The organism is Alishewanella sp. BS5-314 (assembly GCF_025377695.1).
Classification (GTDB): domain Bacteria; phylum Pseudomonadota; class Gammaproteobacteria; order Enterobacterales; family Alteromonadaceae; genus Alishewanella; species Alishewanella aestuarii.
In genome coordinates, this window is sequence record NZ_JACEHJ010000002.1 from 1,543,875 (window position 1) to 1,564,950 (window position 21,076).

Here is a 21,076-nt window from a genome sequence, read left to right on the forward strand (position 1 = left end):
TTTAATGCGAAACAAGCCGAAAAAATACAAAGCACTGATTAATAAACAAATTAAAAAACATTGCCGTATTTGCCACTGAAAATAATAGTTGCAACCAAGGCTTGCCAGGAGTAACTTGTATAGCATCTAACGTACAGGATTAACCCATGACACTGTTCACTGTATCACTGCACCATCATCATAGCACCTAGCCTTCCGGCTTAGGCGGAGGGCTATTGCTAAGGCCTCCGGTGGATACTGTCATATCAAACCCCGCAGGCCAGTGCCACGGGGTTTTTTGTTTTCAGGTTTTTTATTTTTCGACTATCAGGAGTGACGTATGAGTCCGGCCATTGAAAGTAAACGTTTACGTATCGCGATGCAAAAATCCGGGCGGCTGTCCGTGGACTCGCAAGCACTGCTTAGTAGCTGTGGCTTAAAAATTAACCTACGTGAACAGCGCCTAATTGCCCATGTCGAAAATATGCCGATTGATATTCTGCGGGTACGGGATGACGATATTCCGGGTTTAGTGATGGATGGCGTCTGTGATCTGGGCATTATCGGCGAAAACGTGCTGGAAGAAGTATCACTACAGCGCCAGTTAGATCAGGAAAACTTCGACTATGAGGTGCTGGCGCGACTGGATTTCGGCGGCTGCCGCTTATCAATTGCGGTACCGCAAGAGGAAAACTACCAGGGTGTACAAAGCCTGGATGGCAAAACAATTGCCACTACTTACCCGCGCTTACTGGCACGCTTTTTAAAACAACAAGGCGTCAATGCCCGCATCGTGATGCTCACCGGCTCAGTAGAAGTGGCACCGCGTGCTGGCCTGGCCGATGCGATCTGTGACCTGGTCTCTACCGGCGCCACGCTGGAAGCCAATGGTTTAAAAGAGGCCGAAGTGATTTACCGCAGCAAAGCGGTATTGATTCAGCGCAAAGGTCTGACAGATGCCGGTCAGCTAAAACTGATTAGAAAACTGATGCCACGCATTCAGGGCGTGATGCAGGCAAATGAAAGTAAATACATTATGCTGCACGCACCACGCTCCCGCTTAGATGAAGTGATTGCACTTTTACCTGGCGCCGAAAACCCAACACTGTTGCCGCTGGCGGGGAATAACGATGTGGTCGCCATTCACGTGGTCAGTAGCGAAACCCTGTTCTGGGAAACCATGGAGCAGTTAAAAGCACTTGGCGCCAGCTCTATTCTGGTGCTGCCGATTGAGAAGATGATGGAGTAACATCATGCAGCGTATCGATTGGGCCACGTTAGACACTTCTGCACAGCAACAGGCATTAGCCCGCCCGGCGCTGCCGGATGCCGCAGCCCTGGCACCCCAGGTGCGCGAGATTATTGCTAAGGTACAAAGCGAAGGTGATGCCGCCTTAAGGGCTTTCAGTGCCAGCTTTGACAAACTGGATAATAACCCGCTTAAGCTCAGTCTCGATGAACAACAACGGCTGTTAAGTCTGCTAAGTCAGGAGCGCAAAGCCGCGATTGAACTGGCCTACGACAATATCCGCAAGTTTCACGCCGCCCAGCTGCCGCGCGATATCGAAGTTGAAACCAGCGCTGGCGTGATTTGTGAGCTAAAGAATCAGCCGATCCAAAGTGTTGGCCTCTATATTCCTGGCGGCAGCGCGCCGCTACCTTCCACGGTACTGATGCTTGGTGTACCGGCACAATTAGCAGCTTGCCCGCGTGCGGTGCTGGTCACTCCGCCGGGCAAACCGGCAGCGACAGATATCGCAGCGGAAATTATCTATGCTGCTAACCTCTGCGGCATTACCGAGATCTATACTATTGGCGGCGCCCAGGCGATCGCCGCGCTGGCCTATGGCACTGAGACGATTGCCAAAGTAGATAAAATCTATGGCCCCGGCAATCGTTATGTGACAGAAGCTAAGCAGCAGGTAAGTCAGGATCCGCGTGGTGCGATGATTGATATGCCTGCCGGCCCGTCTGAAGTGCTGGTGCTGGCCGATGCGCTGGCCAATCCGGCCTTTATTGCCGCCGACTTGTTATCGCAAGCCGAACATGGCCCGGATTCACAGGTCATTTTAGTCAGCGATAGCCAGAGCCTGATCGATCAGGTTGATTTGCAGCTCTCAGCACAGCTGGCGGCCTTACCACGTAAAGAGATTGCCGCCAAGGCACTGGCGCACAGCCGCGCTATTTTAACGCCGGATCAGGCCACGGCAGTGGCCGTGACCAATGCCTATGCGCCGGAGCACTTAATTGTGCAAACCGCCAATGCCGAAGCCTTAACCGCGCAATTTACCAGCGCCGCCAGCATCTTTGTTGGTCAGTGGACGCCGGAGTCGGCCGGTGACTATGCCAGCGGCACCAACCATGTGCTGCCAACCTATGGCTATAGCCGTACCGTGTCGAGTTTGTCGCTAAGTGATTTTTTCCGCCGCTACACAGTGCAGCGCTTGTCGGCAACCGGCATGCGCAATATTGGCCCGGCGATTGTTACGCTGGCCGAGGCAGAGAGCTTAGAAGCGCACGCCAATGCCGTGCGGCTGCGCTTAGCAGCCCTAGAAAGCGCAGTACAAGAACAGAATTAAGGCAGAGCAGCATGATGAGCACAGCAAATACTATCAATAGCACTAACAATAGCAAAAACAGCAAAAATAACAGCGTCAGCGATCTGGCCCGGAAACTGGTACAGGACTTAGTGCCTTATGCCTCAGCCCGCAGCAGCATGAGTGGCGGTGCGGTTTGGCTTAATGCCAATGAAAATGCGCTGGCTCCGGCCTATCAGCTGGATGGCACTTTTAACCGTTATCCGTCCTGTCAGCCCAAAGCCGTCATTGATGCCTATGCCGCCTATGCCGGTGTCGCGCCAGAGCAGGTACTGGTCAGCCGGGGTGCCGATGAGGGCATTGAGCTGCTGATCCGCAGCTTTTGTGAACCCAAACAAGATAGCATTACCATTTGTCCACCCACTTATGGCATGTATGCCATCAGCGCCGAGAGTAACCAGACCGCCGTCAACAAGGTATTACTGGTTAATAACGAGCAGCTGGATCTGGCCGGTATCTTTGCCACCACGCCTAAGCTGGTATTTATCTGTAGCCCGAATAACCCGACCGGCGACCTGATCCCGCGCGAGCAAATTATCGCTGTGCTGGAACAGTTTCAGGGGAAGGCGCTGGTTGTCGTCGATGAAGCCTATATTGAATTTGCACCCAGTGCTTCTGTGGCGCCACTCTTAAGCCGTTACCCGCATTTGGTGATACTGCGTACCCTGTCCAAAGCCTTTGGCCTGGCCGGGTTACGCTGTGGCTTTACCCTGGCCGCCCCTGAGGTAATTAACGCCCTGAAAAAGCTGATCGCACCTTATCCTATCGCCGAGCCGGTCGCGCAAATCGCCGCTCAGGCTTTAGCACCGGCGGGTATTGCACAAATGCAGCAAAGCGTGGCGGCCATTAATCAGCTGCGCCAGGAGTTTTGCCAGTTTGCCCAAGGCTTAGAGGGTGTGCAAAAAGTCTGGCCCAGCAATGCCAACTATGTACTGTTGCAGGTAGCCGATGCCGCGGCTTGCGTGGCGGCGCTAATTAATGAGGATATTCTTATCCGCAATCAATCCTCGCAGCTGGGTTTAAGCCAGGTGGTGCGGGTATCCATTGGCAACCCGGATGAAATGCAGCGCCTTAAGCAGGCAATGCTTAACTATTTTTCAGCGAATAAGAGAGTAAGCGCATGAGTGGCCAACCTATTTTATTTATCGACCGCGATGGCACCATGGTGGAAGAGCCGCCAATTGACAAGCAACTGGATAGTCTGGAAAAACTGGCTTATGAGCCGGGTTTAGTACCAGCACTGTTAAAATTGCAGGCGGCCGGTTACCGGCTGGTGATGGTGACCAATCAGGATGGTCTGGGTACCAGCAGCTTTCCGCGTGACACCTTCGATGCGCCACACAATAAGATGATGCAGCTGTTAACCTCGCAAGGGATCCAGTTTGACGATGTGCTGATTTGTCCGCACTTTGACAGCGATAACTGCAGCTGCCGCAAGCCGAAACTTGGCCTGGTAAAAGACTATCTGCAGCAAGGCAAAATCGACTTTACCAATTCCTACGTGATTGGCGATAGGCTGACCGATGTGCAGCTGGCCGAAAATATGGGGCTACCGTCGTTTCAATATAATCGCGACACGCTGGGCTGGGCCGAAATCACTAAACAATTGTTAAGCCGTGGCCGCAAAGCTGAGGTAAGCCGGGTGACGCGCGAAACCGATATCAAGGTTAAGGTTGATTTGGATAACTGCGGCAACAATAGCTTTAACACCGGTGTCGGTTTTTTTGACCATATGCTGGAGCAAATTGCCACCCATGGCGGCTTTTCGTTGCAGGTTGCGGTAAAAGGCGATTTGCATATTGACGATCACCACAGCGTCGAAGATACCGCCCTGGCGCTGGGTCAGGCATTAAAGCAAGCATTGGGCAATAAGCGTGGCATTAACCGTTTTGGCTTTGTGTTGCCAATGGACGAGTGCCGGGCAGAATGCGTCATGGATTTATCCGGCCGGCCGCTGTTTGTCTTTAACGCCGAACTGGGCGAAGGCAGTGTCGGTGGTTTGAACCTTGAGATGGTACCGCACTTTTTCCGCTCACTGAGCGATGCGATGGCGATGTCGCTACACCTGAGCATTACCCCGGGCAATAAACATCATATGGTGGAAGGCTTATTTAAAGCCTTTGGCCGCGCCCTACGTCAGGCCATTACCGTTAGTGGTGAAGCGCTGCCAAGCTCAAAAGGAGTGCTGTAATGGCCAAGCTGGTTATTGTCGACACCGGCTGTGCCAATATCAGCTCGGTGTATTTTGCCATCAAACGCCTTGGCGTGGAGCCGGTGATAAGTGCTGACGCTGCAATCATCAAACAAGCTGAGCGGGTAATTTTACCCGGCGTCGGTACCGCTAAGGCGGCGATGCATAATCTGGCTGAGCGTGATTTAATCAGCACCTTACAAGGCTTACAACAGCCGGTACTGGGCATTTGTCTGGGCATGCAAATGCTGACCGCCCATAGTATGGAAGGCGATGTGGCTTGTCTGGGGTTAATTCCGGGCGAAGTGGCACCGCTTAATGCCGCCGGTTTACGTTTACCGCATATGGGCTGGAATACCTTACATAGCATTAGCAAGCATCCGCTATTAAAAGGCTTTACTGCGCAAGATTATCTGTATTTTGTGCACAGCTTTGCGGTGGTTCCCAGCCAATATAGCTTAGCACAGTGCCACTATGGCTCTGACTTTGCTGCGGTAATTGGTAAAGACAATGTCGCCGGCGCCCAGTTTCACCCCGAGCGCTCAGGCAAGGTCGGGGCGCGTTTATTACAAAACTTTTTGGAGTGGCAGCTGTGATTATTCCAGCCATAGATTTAATCGACGGCAAGGTCGTCCGCCTGTATCAGGGCGCTTATGATAAAACCACCGAGTACGAATTTAGTCCGATTAGCCTGCGCGACAGCTACGCCGCAGCCGGCTCGCCGCTGTTACATGTGGTGGATTTATCCGGTGCCAAAGATGCCAGCAAACGTCAGCTTGGCTTGTTAACTGAATTGATGACCCAGTCGCCACTGCAAATTCAGGTCGGCGGCGGTGTACGTACTGAGCAAGACATAAAAGATTTATTGGCCGCCGGTGCCAGCCGCGTCGTGATTGGTAGCTTAGCCATTCGCGAGCCGGCACTGGTGCAAAGCTGGATCAAAACCTACGGCGGTGAACGGATCGTGCTGGCACTGGATGTCGCCATTAATGCCAAAGGCGAAAAAACCCTGCCCAGCCATGGCTGGATTGAAGCATCCGGTGTCACCCTGGAACAGGTGTTAGATGGCTATATCGCGGCCGGCGCTAAACATGTGCTATGCACTGACATCAGTAAAGACGGCACCCTGAGCGGCTCTAATGTTGCCTTATATCGTGAGCTGTGCAGCAAGTACCCACAACTGGCGTGGCAGGCATCGGGCGGTATTGGCGCGCTTAGTGATATCCAGGCGCTGATTGGCTCCGGTGTGGCCGGCGTGATTTTAGGCCGCTCGCTGTTGGAAGGTAAATTTACACTGCAGGAGGCGATCGCATGCTGGCAAAACGGTTAATTCCCTGTTTAGATGTGCGCGATGGCAAGGTGGTCAAAGGCGTACAATTTCGTAACCATGAAATTATCGGCGATATCGTGCCGCTGGCGCAGCGCTATGCCGAAGCCGGTGCCGATGAGCTGGTGTTTTATGATATTACCGCCTCCAGTGATGGCCGGGTGGTCGATAAAAGCTGGGTAAGACGCATAGCCGAGGTCATTGATATCCCGTTTTGTGTCGCAGGCGGTATTAAGTCGGTCGCCGATGCCGGCAAAATTCTGGAAATGGGTGCCGATAAGGTGTCGATTAATAGCCCAGCCCTGGCCAACCCACAGCTGATTGCCGAGCTGAATGCGACCTTTGGCCAGCAATGCGTAGTGGTCGGTATCGACAGCTTTTTTGATGTCGCCTCCGGCCAGTATCAGGTGTATCAGTTTACCGGTGATGAGAGCCGCACCCAAAAAACCCAGTGGCTGACCCGCGATTGGGTCGCCGAGGTACAGCGCTTAGGTGCCGGTGAAATTGTGCTGAACTGTATGAATCAGGATGGCGTGCGGCAGGGTTATGATTTAGCACAGCTAAAAAGTATCCGGGATCTTTGTCGGGTACCGCTGATTGCCAGTGGCGGCGCCGGGACTATGCAGCATTTTACTGAGGTGTTTAGTACCGCAGATGTCGATGGCGCCCTGGCGGCCAGTGTGTTTCATAAAGGCATTATTCAGATCAGCGAGCTAAAAGCGAAGTTAATTGCGGATGGGATTAGTATTCGGCCTTAGTAGTAAAGTCATGTGCTTCGAACACGCAAACACTGCGTACATTTTTTCTGTGACACGCCATGAACCATCCATGGGGCTCGATTCCGGCCATCCATGGCCTCCAACGGTCACAGAAAAAAGTACATCCGCGTTTGCTCATCCCGTTGACTACACCTATGTATCGAGCACAACACCGACACTGCTAAGCAAAGCGTCTTTGGCATGGATGCCAAAGAGGAGCCTACAGGGATGTATTCACGGCGTCTTTGCGTGTAGTGTCGGTGTTGTGCACACTCACTTTTGAGAGTTCAACATGAATCAACAACAAATCAGCCAGCTTAGCTGGCCCGATAGCCAACTGTTACCGGCGATAGTGCAACATGCCATCTCTGGCAAGGTGCTAATGCAAGGCTATATGAATCCGGATGCGCTGCAGCATACACTGCAAAGCGGCAATGTCACTTTTTTTAGCCGCAGCAAGCAGCGGCTATGGACCAAAGGCGAAAGCTCGGGTCATACCCTGCAGCTGGTCAGTATCGACAGCGATTGTGACAGTGACAGCCTGTTAGTACTGGCCATGCCGCAAGGGCCAACCTGCCATGTTGGTACCGAAACCTGCTGGCATGATAATGACGCTAATAGCCCACAGCTGGCGTTTTTATATGACTTAGAACAAGTGATTAAAAGCCGTGAGGGTGCCGATCCGAAAAGCAGCTATACCGCCAGTTTATTTGCCAAGGGCGTGAAACGCATCGCGCAGAAAGTCGGTGAAGAAGGCGTCGAATCGGCATTAGCAGCGATGGCCGGTGATCGCGAAGAGCTGAAAAACGAAGCCGCTGATCTGCTGTTCCACCTGCTGGTACTGCTACGCAGCCAACAGCTGGAGCTGGCCGATGTGATTACGATTTTAAAACAACGGCATCGCTAAGATGTCGGCCAACAGCAATCCCAGGCAGTACAGAAAAATCAGCTGTTTTTCCGGCAAACTAACCAGTTTGTGCTATACCTTATACACTGTAGTCCATTGTCGGCAGTTACATGCTGCCGCCAAGGTGCAACAGCATAGCTTAGGCAACAGGTAACTCCTGAAATGGCAAATGCTGACCATAGCAGCGGTTCTGATAGCCCCATTACCGATCCGCTGATTATAAAATGGAATCTCTCCTTACCTAGTCAACCAGAAGTATCCGGCTTATCGTTAGAAAAAACGCTGGATTTACATCGTTTACATACCGTGTTCCAGAATTTCCAGCAGGCGCTGGGCGTGACCATAGCGCTGATTGATTTACAGGGTAAGGTACTGGCCTCATCAAGCTGGCAGCAAGCCTGCCTGCATTTTCACCGGCAACAACCTGAGACCCTAAAAGGCTGTTTACAAAGCGATACCCAGCTGGCGACGCAACTACTAACCGAACAAAAGCAAGCGATCTACCGCTGTCATAACGGCCTGACCGATTGCGCCGCACCGGTGCGGGTAAATGGTCGCTATCTGGCGAATATTTTTATTGGTCAGTTTTTTCAGGAAGCACCCGATCTAACCTATTTCCGACAACAGGCTAAAACAAACCAGTTTGATGAAGACAGCTATCTGGCTGCGATTATGCAGCTGCCGATAATTCCGGCCGACAAGATCCCACCGATGCTGGCTTTAATCAGTTCAATGGCCGAACAAATTTCCGAGCTCAGTTATAACCAGTTTCTCAGCCAGCAACTGCTGGATCAGGTTGAACAACAGGTTAAACGCCGTACCCTTGAGCTACAAATGCAGAATCAAATCCTGAGCATGATTAGTCAGGGCGATCCGCTACAGCAGGTACTGCAAGAGTTAGTGCTACAAATTGAGCAGCAGTATCCACAGCTGTTGTGCTCGATCCTGTTGCTTGACCAACAGAGCGGAGTGTTACGCCACGGCGCAGCACCTTCGTTACCTGAGGCCTATAATCAGGCGGTAGACGGGTTAAAGCCGGGTCCCTTTGCCGGCTCATGCGGCGCCGCGGCTTATAATGGCGAAATGCTGATCGCGGAGGATCTGCTAACTCACCCTAACTGGCAACAGTACCAACAGTTGGTTGCGCTGGCTGATGTGCGCTCTTGTTGGTCAATCCCGATAAAAACTGCCCATGGCCGGGTACTGGGTACCTTCGGTATTTATCAACGCCAGGTCGCCAGACCCGATGCGGAATTCACCCAAAAGATGCAAGCCTTTAGCAATCTGGCAGAGCTGGCGATCAGCCGCTCTTTGCTGGCAGAAAAGATCCGCCGTATGGCGTTTTATGATGAGTTGACGGGGCTGGCGAACCGCCGGCTATTGGATGAACGAATGCAGCAGGCGTTAGCGTTAAGTAAACGCAGCAACCGTTATGGCGCCCTGATGTTTCTGGATCTGAATAATTTTAAACCAGTGAACGATCGCTACGGCCATAAAACCGGTGATCTGCTGTTGCGCGCATTTGCTATAAGGTTACAAAGTCTGGTTAGGCAAACCGATACCGTGGCCCGCCTGGGTGGCGATGAATTTATTGTTTTATTACCGGAATTACTTGCTGAATATGCAGAAGCAAGAGAACAAGCACAGCAACTGGCAGAAAAAATTACTGAGCAACTGGCATTACCCTTCACCCTGACCGACCAGAGCAATACCTGCTATCAGTGTACCTGCAGTATCGGCATGGTGTTGTTTCATGGTGAGCAGGATTTCGCTGACGAAATCCTGCGCCGGGCCGACAACGCCATGTACCAGGCTAAGCAGCAAAGCGGACAACAGCTTTGCTGGTATAGTGGCTAGGTCTCAAATTTGCTGCTTATGGTTTGCAATGACTGCGCCAGTGCCTGCAACTCAGCAGCGATACCATGCACATCCTGTTGAATGGCTTTCGAGCTACTGAAGGAACTGAGCATCTTCGCAGTATTAGCGACAATTTGCTCCGCAACCATGGTTTGCTCTTCGGTGGCTGCAGCGATCTGCGCGTTAAGTAAACTGATTTGCTGCACTTCACCGCTGATCTGCTCAATAGAGCTGCCTGCATCTGACGCCAACTCAGCCGAGTGAGCGGCATTCTTTACCGCTTGCTGCATAATACTTACCGCTTTACTGACATTTTGTGTCAGTTCGCCGACTACCTGCTGTACTTCAACCACTGACTGTGCCGTTTTACCCGACAGATTGCGAACTTCATCAGCAACCACCGAAAATCCCCGTCCATGTTCACCGGCTCGTGCCGCCTCAATGGCTGCGTTCAATGCCAGCAGGTTGGTTTGGTCCGCTATGGCATTAATACTACTGAGGATCTGTGTCACATTTTTGGTTTTTTCCGCCAGTTCAGTAATTACACTCTGCGCCTGAGTAATCTCACTGGATAAACCACGGGAAAAATTGACCGCATTACTGGTTTTATCAAAACCCTGTTTCGCCAACTGACTGGCTTTTTCGGCCGAGTTAGCCGCCTCATTGGCTGATTGACTGATATCCTTCACCGACAATTGCAGTTCGGCCATACTCTGACTTACGGTTTCCGAATCAGCACTCTGCTCCGAGGTTCGTCCTTCTAATGCCTTCATGCCAGTCGATAAATGATCAGAGCTCTGCGTCAAGGGATCGATTGCCTGTGCCAGCTCATTAAAAGACGACTGCAACATCTTGATAAAAATATTAAACTCCCGCGCTACCACTGCCAGCTCGTCATCGCCCTGCACCGGCAAACGGCTGGCTAAATTGCCCTTGCCACTGGCCAATTCTGCTAATGAGCTGCCTAAGGTTTTCGCTGACTGGCTAATGCGGTTGGCGATAAAGTGCCCGAGGCCAGCCGTGGTTACCAGTAAAACCCCGCCAAGCAATAAAATCACGGTCAGAGCTCGCTCGGAATTATCTGACACCGCATCAATAGCTTGCGCAAAACGCTGATCGGACTGCTGCTCAAATTGTGTTAACTCGGCATAGACTTTTTCATACAGTGCGGTTTTGCGACTGACCTGCTGCTGGATCTGCTCAAAATCGGCGTCACCATCAATAAATTGTTGCGCAATCGCCGAAGATAATTCGGCGTAGCTTTGGGCTTCCTGTTGCAGCTGCTGTAATGTCGTGCTGCGCTCTGGGTTCAGGTTTTGTAACCGGGTCAGCATATCGCTGATCCTTTGCTGATTTTGTTTGGCAGTGGCTAACAAATCCGGATCAGACAGCGTCACGGCCTGGGTAAAAAACTCATCCAATGAGACAAAACTGGTACGAGCCTGCGAAGATAGTTTGGCGGTCTCATACATAAAGTCACGCATATTGTGGGTCGTTGCATTATTTTTGCTGGTAAAAAACAAACTGACCGCTACAACTGTCGAAAAGGCGATCACTGCCAACCCTATTACCAGCCAGATTTTTGCCACTATGGATAAATTCTTCATCGGTACGACTCATTAGTCCGGCGCCAATGGCGCCGGACGATCAGTTAGTTGATGGTTAGCGCAACTTTTACTGCATCAGATACACTGGCGGCACTGATATAGCCAATAGCCTGCGGATTACTGGCAACAAAATTAAGCACCTCCTGCTCACTCGCCAGCTCTGTCGGCGGTGTACCCTTGCCGGTAAAAACCAACTTAGACCAGTGCGCTTTTAACTGCGCCGAGGTACGGCCCACGCCCTTTTCGTCGAACTGAGCCCGAAGTGGCACAGTCTCCGCCAGATTAACGGCATTAAAGGCATTGGAGCGTCCGGTGTAAATCCGCACTAACTCTTCATTGGTCAGATTGGCGCTATTAGATGGATGCACGATCACCGCGATTTGCGCCAGTGCCGGCAAAGCAAAGACTGTTGCGGCAATTATTATCAGTTTTTTAATCATAACAACCTCTTAAAACACTAAATCAACACCAACAGCCACTACACCGGCGCGCTGACCCGTAGTGTCATTTTTCTCAGAAGAGTACTGTGCTTTGAAGGCTGCCGCCGGATGGAAATCATAGCGCAACCCCAGATTCCAGGTCTTGGCGTCGCGCTCCTGCGTACGCACTAATCCTTGCAGCGGTACCAATAACTGAGGCGGCAAAACACCTTGGTAAGGCAGATAAATCTGATCGCGGCTGTTGTTATCTTCAACTTCATACGAGAGGTACGGAGTGAAACTATTAAAGCGCTTCCCCACCGAGACATAGTAATTATTCTGATCGGCAATAAAGGTATCTTTCACCTTAACCTTGGTATATTCACTGACCAGGATCCAGTCGCCGTCATCATAGGTCAGTCCCAGTCCCAGAAAGCTGCCATCTTCCCGCTCAATATCCACACTTTTTACAATATCGTTGCGGCCAATACTGTTGAGCGTAGTAAACAGATTACCAATGGTAAAATTCGGCGCCAAACTCACTTGTTCGGCTGCAACCGTCACTTTACCGACTAAATAAGCCGCCCGGCCACTCAGATTACCCTGCGTCAATTCCCAGCTTAAACCGAGAATATTTTTTATTTCGGCATCGACCTCTACGCCACTGATGGTCGCCTTACCATCATAACCACCCGCTACTACCTGTAACGTTGACTCAACACTACCAAGCTGTGCAGTACGATAAAATGAAATCCCTTCGATATTGTCAAAACCCAGCCCGTAAACGCCCTGCGGCACCCGCAACCAGTCGTAGGCATAACCGACATCTTTAAAATCAGAGAATTTAAAAAACGGTGTACGTAAACGGCCGGCATTAATATGCATATTATCCGCCAGCTGATAGGTCAAAAACGCCCACTCAAAGCCAACATCAAAGTCTTTGCTACCACGGCCAACCAGCTGCCCCGTTATCGATAATTTCTCGCCCAGATCTGACTTTATCTGTAATGCGAATAAACTTTCATTTTTAAAATCAATATCTTTATCATAACCATATAAAGATTCATCACTACCGGTAGTCATCCCGGCTTTGATTGACGCAAAGCCATTGATGGTAACGTCTGCCCACACCGGGGCAGCAACACTGGCGGTCAGAATCGCGAGCGCAACAGCGGTTTTTTTCATAAAGACCTCATATAACGGGGCTAATACAATCGAAAGTACCGAAATAAAAAACTAAGCACTTGTCTTTTATTTACTTTTTCTAGTGTAGCTGAAAACCGCAGGCCAGCGAAAATAATGACGGATTTTTTGCACCGAAAGTTATCATATATCAAGCCAATCTAATGTTCGACATTCCGGTTCAGCAGACATTTTGTAACAGAAAATGTCTGTCCCTTGACAAGGCGCGCTGGCAGAGCGGAAGATGGCGTGCTTTTTTCCCCATAACCATAAAGAACAAACCTATGAAAAAAACCTTACTGTTACTGGCAATGACCAGCAGCCTGGCCTTTGCTGATGAAGGCATGTGGATGCCACAACAATTGCCAGAAATTGCCGGCCAATTAAAAGCGGCTGGTCTGGAACTGGATCCGGCTAACCTGACCAAACTAACCGAATTCCCAATGGCTGCCATCGTCAGTCTGGGCGGTTGCTCAGCCTCTTTTGTCTCACCACAGGGTTTAGTTGCCACTAACCACCACTGTGTTTATAACAGCATTGCGCATAATTCCACCGCTGAAAATGACCTGCTGAAAAATGGCTTTTTAGCCAAAACCCTGGCCGACGAAGTGCCAGCGGCACCAGGTAGCCGGATCTTTGTCACCAAGGCCGTAGACAAGGTGACTGAGCGCGTTATCGATGCCAAGACCGCAAAATTAACCGGTAAAAAGCGGTTGGATGCGATTGAGGCGAATCAGAAAGCCATCGTTGCTGACTGTGAGCAAGATGCCGGTCACCGCTGCACCGTGGCAGCGTTTTATGGCTCGCTGGAATACTACCTGATTAAACAGCTGGAAATTAAAGATGTCCGTCTGGTGCATGCCCCGGCTGAAGGCGTCGGTAAATTCGGTGGCGATACCGATAACTGGATGTGGCCACGCCATACCGGCGATTATAGCTTCCTGCGCGCCTATGTCAGTCCGGATGGCAAGTCTGCCGACTTCCATAAAGATAACGTACCTTACACCCCAGACTTCCACCTGAAACTGGCTAAAGACGGCTTAAAAGAAGGCGATTTTGTGATGGCACTGGGCTATCCCGGCCGCACCAACCGCCACCGCTTACCGTCAGAAGTTGCCGACACCTTTGACTGGAGCTACCCCACTACGGTGCAGTATCTGGGTGAGTTGTTAGAGATTATCGGCCGTGAAACCGCCAATGATCGCGATGCGGCGCTGAAATATGCCAGTCGGGTCGCTGGTTTAAATAACGTGCTGAAAAATCGCCAGGGTATGCTGGATAGCTATGCACAAAGCGACTTTTTACAGCGTAAGCAGGCCGAACATCAGGCGCTAAAAAACTGGGTCAACGGTGATCGTGCCAACAAGCAAGCCTATGCCAAAGATTTAGCCGCCATCGAAAAGCTGTTAGAGCAACAGCAAACGGAAGGCCGCAGTAATTTCTTACTGGCTAATGCCACGCCACGTTTGCTGGGCACAGCCCGCAGCCTTTACCGGCTGGCTAATGAGAGCACTAAACCAGACGCAGAACGTAAAGCAGGCTTCCAACAACGCGATCTGCCGCGCTTCCAGGCTTTTATGGCCGGTATGGACAGAACCTTTGACGTTAAGGTTGAAAAAGCCCTGGATCTGCATAACCTGAAAAAATATGCCGCCCAGCCGAAAAAGCAGCGTAATGCTGACTTTGATAAAGCTATGGGTATTCAGGACAATATGTCAGAAGCTGCCTTAATTGCGCTGATCGACAGCTGGTATGCCAATACTAAGCTGACCGAACAGGCTGAGCGACTGGCACTGTTAAGCGCCAGCCCACTGGACTTTGCTGGCAAACAGGATCCTTTTGTTAAAGCTGCCGTGGCCTTGTATAAAGCGGATCTGAAACGTGAAGCCGAGCAGGAAGAGCTAGCCGGTAAGATCCAGCAAGCATACGCCAGCTATATGCGTGCAAAAATTGCCTTTATGCAATCGCAGGGCAAAGCCGTTTATCCGGATGCCAACAGCACCCTGCGGGTGACCTTTGGTAATGTTAAGGGCCGTGGTCATGGTAACGAAGATGGTAATGCCTGGACCGCCTTTACCACTTTGCGTGGTATCACCGCCAAAGCCACCGGCGAGGGCGAGTTTAATGCGCCACAAAATCAGCTGGATGCGATCAAAGCGAAAAACTATGGCGCTTATGGCAAAGACAGCCTGAACTCGGTACCGGTAAACTATCTGGCTACTTTGGATATTACCGGTGGTAACAGCGGCTCGGCGATCCTGAATAGCAAGGGTGAATTTGTTGGCTTAGCCTTTGATGGTACCCTGGATTCGATTATCTCAGATTGGGATTTCAACCCGGCAAATACCCGTTCAATCCAGGTCGATCTGCGCTTTATGTTGTGGCAGATGCAAATCGTCGACAAAGCCGACAATTTGCTGCAGGAAATGGGTGTACTATAAGCAAACACTCACCGCCCACGCTAAGCCTGGTGCGCTAACTTAACAGTAAAACCTCTGCCGCGGCAGAGGTTTTTTTATGTGCGTTGTTCCAGCAATTCTGCGGCCAGGCGCACAAAATCCGATGAGGTCAAAATGCCCAGCAATTTGTTATGACTGTTCACCACCGGCAAGCAACCATGGCGGTTTTGTACGAAGAAACTGGCCACCTGCTGCAGACTTTGCTCCGGGGTAACGGTAGCAAAATCAGTAAGCATTAATTCTGCTACTAATTGCTGCTTCTCCTTGCGCTCCAGCGCAGTGGCGCCATACTTCGCCAGCAGGCTCATCACTGCGGCAATCATGACTTTTTGTGTCAACATACCAATCAATTCACCATTGCTATCAATCACCGGGATATGGCGAATATTTTTCTCCCGCATCAGATCATGCGCGTCTTTTAGGGTGGCATCCCGTTTTACCGATAACGGATCGGGCGTCATCAATTCAGCGACAGTGTTAATAGTCATTACTACTCCTTGGCTTGAAAGTGTTGTTGATAGTTATAGCGAATTTTTCAGCTCTGGGTAGCAAGCTGGATCAACTTTTTACGCGGTAGATAATTTGAGCCTTGCTCATTTTTTGAATCAGGTTCATAATTCGAACCTGTTTATAAGAGCTACAGATCCTATGACGGTAAACGAACGTAAAGAACGCCAGCGCGCCGCCCGTGAACAATTGTTTTTGGATAAAGCCGCTGAGTTGATTGCCCGCGATGGTATTTTGCAACTGCAGATGGCGCCACTGGCGAAAGCCTGTGAATACGCGACCGGCACCCTGTATCAGCATTTCAGTTCGAAAGAAGATTTATTGCTGGCATTAGTGGCCCGCAACGGTTGCAACCAACTGCGGTTATTTGAACAGATAGCGGCACTGGCGATCCCACACCGCAACAAAATCCTGGCACTTTGTGTCGCAGAAGATTTGGCGCGCCAGTATCACCCCAGCCATGCCAGGCTGGAACAATATGTCTTTACCGAGGTGGTCTGGGAAAACGCCTCTGCTAGTCGCCGGCAGCTGATCCTGGATAATAGCAAGCCGCTGTCCGCGCTGGTAAGCGGCATAGTGCGCGCGGCCATTGACGCCGGTGAACTACCCGATCATCAGTGCTCAGCACTGGAACTGTCAATCGCGCCGTGGGCGCTCTGCTGTGGCAGTCACAATCTGGAACAAACCGCTGGCCTGTTTGAAGCCTTTGGCTTAAACAAAGATTCGTTGCAACGTTACCGCCATATGCATCTGCTATTAAATGGTATGCAGTGGCAACCCTTGTTGGATATTACCGATACAGCAACCTTGACCGCGCAAATTCAGGATTTAAAACAACGCGTTGAGCAGTTATTTCATAACCTGTGCCCGCTTAATGTGGACCCGCTAAATGTATAACAGATTTTTAGTTTTAGTTAATCGGGCGCCTGCCCTTGTAAGGAGACATCATGCTTAAGCGTATGATTATTATGCTTGTCCTGGTAACAGTGCTGTTCGGCGGTATCTTTGGTTTTAAAGCCGTCGGTAATTATTTTATGAATCAATTCTTCGACAATATGCCGATGCCACCGGCTGCTATTACCGCAGCCACTGTTAGCCGTGATGCCTGGCAACCTGCCGTCAATGCCATCGGCAGCTTTGCCGCAGTTAACAGCACCGAGCTTACCACCGAAGCCAGTGGCATTATCCGCAGCATTCGCTTTGAGAATGGCGCCCTGATTAAAAAAGGTGAGCTGTTAGTGCAACTGGACGACAGCGTTGACCAGGCCGAGCTGGCAAGGTTAAAGGCCGCTGAGCAATTGGCAAAGCTGGAGCAAAGCCGTCTGGAACGGCTGTTCCGCGATAAAGGCGTCTCGGAGCTGGATCTGCGTCGGCGCGAAAGTGAAGCCGCTCAGGCGAGCGCTGCTGTCGCCTCACAGCAGGCACGAATTTCGCAAAAATCGCTGTATGCGCCCTTTGATGGTGTGGCCGGTATTCGTCAGGTCAGTCTCGGGCAGTTACTGACTGGCGGCACCATTGTCGTCAGTTTGCAATCGCTGGATCCTATCTATCTGAACTTTACCCTGCCCGAGCAGCAACTGGCGTTGATTGAAGTCGGTAAGCCGTTAACAGTGCGGGTGGATGCCTATGCTGAACAGGCATTTGTTGGTGAAATCACGGCGGTGGCACCGGGTATTCGCGAGTCGAGCCGCAGTATCGAAGTCCAGGCCACCTTCGCTAATCCGCAGCAGTTACTGCGCCCGGGTATGTTCGCCCGCGTCAGCATGACAACAGGTGAACCCAACACTGTTACCCTGATCCCACAAACAGCAGTGCAGTTTAATCCTTATGGCAACTCAGTGTTTGTGATTACCGAACAGGACGGTCAACAGGTGGCGCAACAGCGCTTTATCCGCACCGGCGAAGCCCGTGGTGATTTGATTGCCGTGACCGCAGGTCTGGAGCCTGGTGAGCAGGTGGCGACCTCAGGCTTATTGAAGCTGCGCAACGGCGCCGTGGTAAATATTGTGGAAAACAGTTCGGCCGCGCCCAGCGCTGAATTAAACCCAACGCCGGCTAACCAGTAAGGATTGCAGTATGCGCTTTACCGATATCTTTATTAAAAAGCCGATCCTGGCCAGTGTGGTCAGTCTGCTGATCCTGCTACTGGGCCTGCGTGCAATCTCAGAGATGAATGTGCGGCAGTTCCCGGAAATTAAAAATGCCGTCGTTACCGTCAGCACTGTCTATGTCGGTGCCGATGCCGACCTGATCCAGGGCTTTATTACCACGCCGCTGGAGCGGGAAATCGCCGCGGCTGAAGGCATTGATTATCTGGTTTCCACCTCGGTATCCGGGGTCAGTACTATTCAGGCCTTTTTACGGCTCGATTATGACCCGAACGAGGCGCTGACCCAGATCGCCGCCCAGGTGAATAAAATTCGCTCGGAACTGCCGGAAAACGCCCGCGATCCGGTGATTTCACTCAAAGTCGGCCAGAATGTGGCGGCGATGTATCTGTCGTTTTATTCCGAAGTACTGGGTAATAACCAGATCACCGACTATCTGGTGCGGGTCGTGGAACCCCAGCTGGCGACGATTCCAGGGGTGCAACGCGCCGAAATTCTGGGTGCCCGCACCTTTGCGATGCGGATTTGGCTGGATCCGGTGAAACTGGCCGCCTACAACCTGACCGGCTCGGATGTTAATGCTGCGCTGCGTGGTAACAATGTGCTGGCGGCGCTGGGTTCCACCAAAGGGCAGATGGTCGCCGTCGATCTGAATGCAGCGACTGATCTGCGCTCACCGGAAGAATTTAAACAGCTGATTATCAGCAGCGACGGTAAGGCGGTAGTAAGGTTAAGCGATGTCGCCACTGTCGAGCTGGGCGCGGAAAGTTATGACAGCTCCGTGAGTTTTAATGGTCTGGCAGCGACCTTTATGGGTATTGAGATTTCGCCGGATGCTAACGCCCTGGATGTGATTGCTGAGGTGCGCAAGGTCTGGGATCGCGATATTATCCCGCAGCTGCCGCAGGGTCTGGACGCCGATATTCCGTATGACTCAACCGAGTATATTGAAAACGCCATTGACGAGGTGGTGATCTCTATCGTGCTGGCACTGGTGATTGTCGTACTGGTGATTTACGCCTTCTTAGGCTCAATCCGTAGCGTCATTATCCCCGCCGTGGCCATTCCGGTGTCATTGGTCGGCACCTTCTTCCTGATGTGGATCCTGGGTTTTTCGATTAACCTGCTGACGCTGCTGGCGATGGTATTAGCGATCGGTATCGTGGTCGATGATGCGATCATTATGCTGGAAAATATTCACCGCTTTATCGAAGAGGGCCATTCCCGCATCGATGCTGCCATTATGGGCGCGCGACAACTGGCCTGGCCGATTATCTCGATGTCGACCACGCTGGTGGCGGTATTCCTGCCGATAGGTTTTGTTGGCGGTTTAACCGGAGTGTTGTTTGTTGAGTTTGCCTTTACACTGGCTGCTTCGGTGATCCTCTCTGGCGTGGTGGCGCTGACGCTGTCACCGGTAATGTGTGCCTATATTCTGAAGCCACACAGCGCAGACGGTAAAAAAGAAAAATCGCTGGAAGCCTGGCTGGATGCGCGCTTTGAGCAGTTGCGCGCCGCTTATCAGCGCCAGTTACATAACACCCTGAATACCATGCCAGTGGTACTGACCTTTGCTGCCATAGTGCTGGTGTCCTGCTACTTCCTGTTTGTTACCAGCCCATCCGAACTGGAACCGGCTGAAGATCAGGGCTTTGTGTTCTCGATTTTACAGGCGGACAGCTTTGCCACCCTGGATTATCTGGAGCGTAATACCGCTAAGCTGAATCAATTACCGGAGCAGGCACCGGAGATCCGTAACGTCTTTATCATTAATGGCATGGGCGGCACCAATACCGCTATCGCCGGCTTTGTCCTGGCGCCCTGGGATCAGCGCGAACGCACTACCGCTCAGGTACTGGAGCAGAATATTCAGCCGCATCTGGCCGGTATTCCGGGCCTGAATGCCTTTGCGCTGGTGCCACCTTCGCTGCCCTCTTCCGGTGATGGTACCCCGATTGAATTTATTATTGGTTCGACCCAACCCTTTGCTGCGCTGCAGGAAGTGGTACAGGAAGTGCTGGGCCGGGCGATGGCGTCAGGTCGCTTTATCTTTGTCGATAGCGATTTAAAGATCGATAAGCCGAAGCAAACCGTGCTGGTCGACCGGGAAAAGGCCGCCTTAATGGGTGTGTCTATGCAGCAATTGGCGGCAGATTTGGGCTCGTTACTGGCCGGTGCCGACGCTGGCCGCTTTGCGCTGGATAACCGCTCTTACCGGGTTATTCCGCAAATTGAGCGCAGTGAGCGGCTGAATCCGGCGCAGTTAAAGGACTACTATACCCGTAATCAGCAAGGCGAACTGATCCCGTTATCGACGCTGGTAACCTTACAGGAGTCGGTACAGCCGCAAGCCCTGCGCGGTTTTCAGCAGCTGAATGCGGTAAAAATCTCCGGCGTACCCCGACCGGGCGTGCCCCTGGGGGAGGCGTTAGCAGTGCTGGATAATATTGCGGCTGAAGTGATGCCGGCAGGTTTTAGTATTGATTACGCCGGCCAGTCGCGGCAGTACAAGCAGGAAGGCCAGCAACTGGTGATTACCTTCTTCTTTGCGCTGATTGTAATTTTCCTGGTGCTGGCTGCCCAGTTCGAATCGTACAAAAATGCCATTATTATTATGGTAACAGTACCGATGAGTGTCTGCGGCGCCTTGATCTTTACCAGTCTGGGCTTTACCAGTATCAATATCTACACCCAGGTCGGTCTGCTGACGCTGGTCGGTCTGATTGCCAAGCACGGTATCCTGATTGTTGAATTCGCCAACCAGCTGCAGCAGGAAGGCAAATCAAAACGCGATGCCATTGAGGAAGCGACTGCGCTGCGGCTGCGTCCTATTCTGATGACCACGGCAGCAACGGTTCTGGCCGTGATCCCACTGTTGGTTGCCACCGGGGCCGGCGCGGCCTCGCGCTATGCGATGGGGGTGGTCATTGCCAGCGGTATGACCATTGGTACCTTCTTTACCCTCTATGTAGTACCGGCGATGTATTTGCTATTGGCCCGTGACTACCGGCAACAGCCGGATGCCATCGTCGCCGCTGCTCAGACCGATGCGCAGTAAGTCGTAAGCCACTCAACTCATTCAACTCATTCGACTAAGCGGCCCTCGGGCCGCTTTTTTATGCTAGCGCCTTGGCTAAATTGAGCGATGCGCCACTGCTGCCTTAAAGCGGATAACGCG

Annotated in this window: 17 protein-coding genes; 13 read left to right on the forward strand and 4 right to left on the reverse strand. The window is 51.6% G+C overall.

The window, feature by feature from the left end; translation table 11 throughout:
• Nucleotides 1–319: 319 nt before the first annotated feature.
• The 9 genes from hisG (at nt 320) to H1D31_RS11625 (ending at nt 9,616) form a co-directional block, all read left to right on the forward strand.
• Entirely contained in the window at nt 320–1,228 is a 909-nt protein-coding gene (gene hisG, locus H1D31_RS11585) for an ATP phosphoribosyltransferase (RefSeq protein ID WP_008607636.1), read from the forward strand.
• 4 nt (nt 1,229–1,232) lie between these two features.
• The gene (gene hisD / locus H1D31_RS11590; protein ID WP_261259027.1) at nt 1,233–2,558 is read left to right on the forward strand and encodes a histidinol dehydrogenase; all 1,326 of its coding nucleotides are present in this window, start codon (nt 1,233–1,235) and stop codon (nt 2,556–2,558) included.
• Nucleotides 2,559–2,572: 14 nt separating this feature from the next.
• Nucleotides 2,573–3,700: a histidinol-phosphate transaminase gene (gene hisC / locus H1D31_RS11595; protein WP_261260089.1), complete on the forward strand. Its 1,128-nt coding sequence runs from the start codon at nt 2,573–2,575 to the stop codon at nt 3,698–3,700.
• The gene (hisB, locus tag H1D31_RS11600) at nt 3,697–4,767 is read left to right on the forward strand and encodes a bifunctional histidinol-phosphatase/imidazoleglycerol-phosphate dehydratase HisB (RefSeq protein ID WP_261259029.1); all 1,071 of its coding nucleotides are present in this window, start codon (nt 3,697–3,699) and stop codon (nt 4,765–4,767) included. Before hisC ends, hisB begins: the two co-directional genes overlap by 4 nt.
• Nucleotides 4,767–5,363: an imidazole glycerol phosphate synthase subunit HisH gene (hisH, locus tag H1D31_RS11605; protein WP_261259030.1), complete on the forward strand. Its 597-nt coding sequence runs from the start codon at nt 4,767–4,769 to the stop codon at nt 5,361–5,363. The genes hisB and hisH overlap by 1 nt, the downstream gene beginning before the upstream one ends.
• Entirely contained in the window at nt 5,360–6,097 is a 738-nt protein-coding gene (gene hisA, locus H1D31_RS11610; protein ID WP_261259031.1) for a 1-(5-phosphoribosyl)-5-[(5-phosphoribosylamino)methylideneamino]imidazole-4-carboxamide isomerase, read from the forward strand. Before hisH ends, hisA begins: the two co-directional genes overlap by 4 nt.
• Nucleotides 6,079–6,852, forward strand: a complete 774-nt coding sequence (gene hisF, locus H1D31_RS11615; protein ID WP_008607630.1) for an imidazole glycerol phosphate synthase subunit HisF — start codon at nt 6,079–6,081, stop codon at nt 6,850–6,852. Before hisA ends, hisF begins: the two co-directional genes overlap by 19 nt.
• Nucleotides 6,853–7,144: 292 nt before the next feature.
• On the forward strand, nt 7,145–7,759 hold the full coding sequence (gene hisIE, locus H1D31_RS11620; protein ID WP_261259032.1) for a bifunctional phosphoribosyl-AMP cyclohydrolase/phosphoribosyl-ATP diphosphatase HisIE: 615 nt from the start codon (nt 7,145–7,147) through the stop codon (nt 7,757–7,759).
• A 162-nt stretch (nt 7,760–7,921) separates the two neighbouring features.
• Complete coding sequence (locus tag H1D31_RS11625; protein WP_261259034.1) at nt 7,922–9,616, forward strand: PocR ligand-binding domain-containing protein; 1,695 nt, start codon at nt 7,922–7,924, stop codon at nt 9,614–9,616.
• Here H1D31_RS11625 and H1D31_RS11630 read toward each other — a convergent pair.
• Genes H1D31_RS11630 through H1D31_RS11640 form a run of 3 tightly spaced genes read right to left on the reverse strand, consistent with a single transcriptional unit; the run spans nt 9,613 to nt 12,827 of the window.
• Complete coding sequence (locus H1D31_RS11630; RefSeq protein WP_065956257.1) at nt 9,613–11,223, reverse strand: methyl-accepting chemotaxis protein; 1,611 nt, start codon at nt 11,221–11,223, stop codon at nt 9,613–9,615. The two genes, H1D31_RS11625 and H1D31_RS11630, sit on opposite strands and share 4 nt — an antisense overlap.
• Before the next feature lie 44 nt (nt 11,224–11,267).
• Complete coding sequence (locus H1D31_RS11635; RefSeq protein WP_008607623.1) at nt 11,268–11,663, reverse strand: substrate-binding domain-containing protein; 396 nt, start codon at nt 11,661–11,663, stop codon at nt 11,268–11,270.
• 9 nt (nt 11,664–11,672) lie between these two features.
• A complete protein-coding gene (locus tag H1D31_RS11640; protein ID WP_065956259.1) occupies nt 11,673–12,827 on the reverse strand; it encodes a porin in 1,155 nt (384 codons plus the stop codon).
• 281 nt (nt 12,828–13,108) lie between these two features.
• On the opposite strand from H1D31_RS11640, the gene H1D31_RS11645 reads away from it, so the two are divergent.
• Nucleotides 13,109–15,265: a S46 family peptidase gene (locus H1D31_RS11645; protein ID WP_065956260.1), complete on the forward strand. Its 2,157-nt coding sequence runs from the start codon at nt 13,109–13,111 to the stop codon at nt 15,263–15,265.
• A 74-nt stretch (nt 15,266–15,339) separates the two neighbouring features.
• Here the strand turns inward: H1D31_RS11645 and H1D31_RS11650 are convergent, their stop codons facing one another.
• A complete protein-coding gene (locus H1D31_RS11650) occupies nt 15,340–15,771 on the reverse strand; it encodes an HPP family protein (protein ID WP_008607620.1) in 432 nt (143 codons plus the stop codon).
• A gap of 160 nt (nt 15,772–15,931) precedes the next feature.
• Between H1D31_RS11650 and H1D31_RS11655 the strand changes: the two genes are divergently transcribed.
• Genes H1D31_RS11655 through H1D31_RS11665 form a run of 3 tightly spaced genes read left to right on the forward strand, consistent with a single transcriptional unit; the run spans nt 15,932 to nt 20,956 of the window.
• Entirely contained in the window at nt 15,932–16,687 is a 756-nt protein-coding gene (locus H1D31_RS11655) for a TetR/AcrR family transcriptional regulator (protein WP_008607619.1), read from the forward strand.
• 50 nt (nt 16,688–16,737) lie between these two features.
• The gene (locus H1D31_RS11660) at nt 16,738–17,856 is read left to right on the forward strand and encodes an efflux RND transporter periplasmic adaptor subunit (protein ID WP_261259037.1); all 1,119 of its coding nucleotides are present in this window, start codon (nt 16,738–16,740) and stop codon (nt 17,854–17,856) included.
• Between the two features lie 10 nt (nt 17,857–17,866).
• Nucleotides 17,867–20,956: an efflux RND transporter permease subunit gene (locus H1D31_RS11665; protein ID WP_261259038.1), complete on the forward strand. Its 3,090-nt coding sequence runs from the start codon at nt 17,867–17,869 to the stop codon at nt 20,954–20,956.
• Nucleotides 20,957–21,076: the final 120 nt, after the last annotated feature.

What these genes read in the sequence shown, in the direction of transcription:
- hisC (WP_261260089.1), top strand. Translation starts at nt 2,573, where the DNA reads ATGAGCACAGCAAATACTATCAATAGCACTAACAATAGCAAAAACAGC.
- H1D31_RS11640 (WP_065956259.1), bottom strand. Translation starts at nt 12,827, where the DNA reads ATGAAAAAAACCGCTGTTGCGCTCGCGATTCTGACCGCCAGTGTTGCT.
- hisH (WP_261259030.1), top strand. Translation starts at nt 4,767, where the DNA reads ATGGCCAAGCTGGTTATTGTCGACACCGGCTGTGCCAATATCAGCTCG.
- hisF (WP_008607630.1), top strand. Translation starts at nt 6,079, where the DNA reads ATGCTGGCAAAACGGTTAATTCCCTGTTTAGATGTGCGCGATGGCAAG.
- H1D31_RS11655 (WP_008607619.1), top strand. Translation starts at nt 15,932, where the DNA reads ATGACGGTAAACGAACGTAAAGAACGCCAGCGCGCCGCCCGTGAACAA.
- H1D31_RS11645 (WP_065956260.1), top strand. Translation starts at nt 13,109, where the DNA reads ATGAAAAAAACCTTACTGTTACTGGCAATGACCAGCAGCCTGGCCTTT.
- hisB (WP_261259029.1), top strand. Translation starts at nt 3,697, where the DNA reads ATGAGTGGCCAACCTATTTTATTTATCGACCGCGATGGCACCATGGTG.
- hisD (WP_261259027.1), top strand. Translation starts at nt 1,233, where the DNA reads ATGCAGCGTATCGATTGGGCCACGTTAGACACTTCTGCACAGCAACAG.
- H1D31_RS11650 (WP_008607620.1), bottom strand. Translation starts at nt 15,771, where the DNA reads ATGACTATTAACACTGTCGCTGAATTGATGACGCCCGATCCGTTATCG.
- H1D31_RS11660 (WP_261259037.1), top strand. Translation starts at nt 16,738, where the DNA reads ATGCTTAAGCGTATGATTATTATGCTTGTCCTGGTAACAGTGCTGTTC.
- hisG (WP_008607636.1), top strand. Translation starts at nt 320, where the DNA reads ATGAGTCCGGCCATTGAAAGTAAACGTTTACGTATCGCGATGCAAAAA.
- H1D31_RS11665 (WP_261259038.1), top strand. Translation starts at nt 17,867, where the DNA reads ATGCGCTTTACCGATATCTTTATTAAAAAGCCGATCCTGGCCAGTGTG.
- H1D31_RS11635 (WP_008607623.1), bottom strand. Translation starts at nt 11,663, where the DNA reads ATGATTAAAAAACTGATAATAATTGCCGCAACAGTCTTTGCTTTGCCG.
- H1D31_RS11625 (WP_261259034.1), top strand. Translation starts at nt 7,922, where the DNA reads ATGGCAAATGCTGACCATAGCAGCGGTTCTGATAGCCCCATTACCGAT.
- hisIE (WP_261259032.1), top strand. Translation starts at nt 7,145, where the DNA reads ATGAATCAACAACAAATCAGCCAGCTTAGCTGGCCCGATAGCCAACTG.
- H1D31_RS11630 (WP_065956257.1), bottom strand. Translation starts at nt 11,223, where the DNA reads ATGAAGAATTTATCCATAGTGGCAAAAATCTGGCTGGTAATAGGGTTG.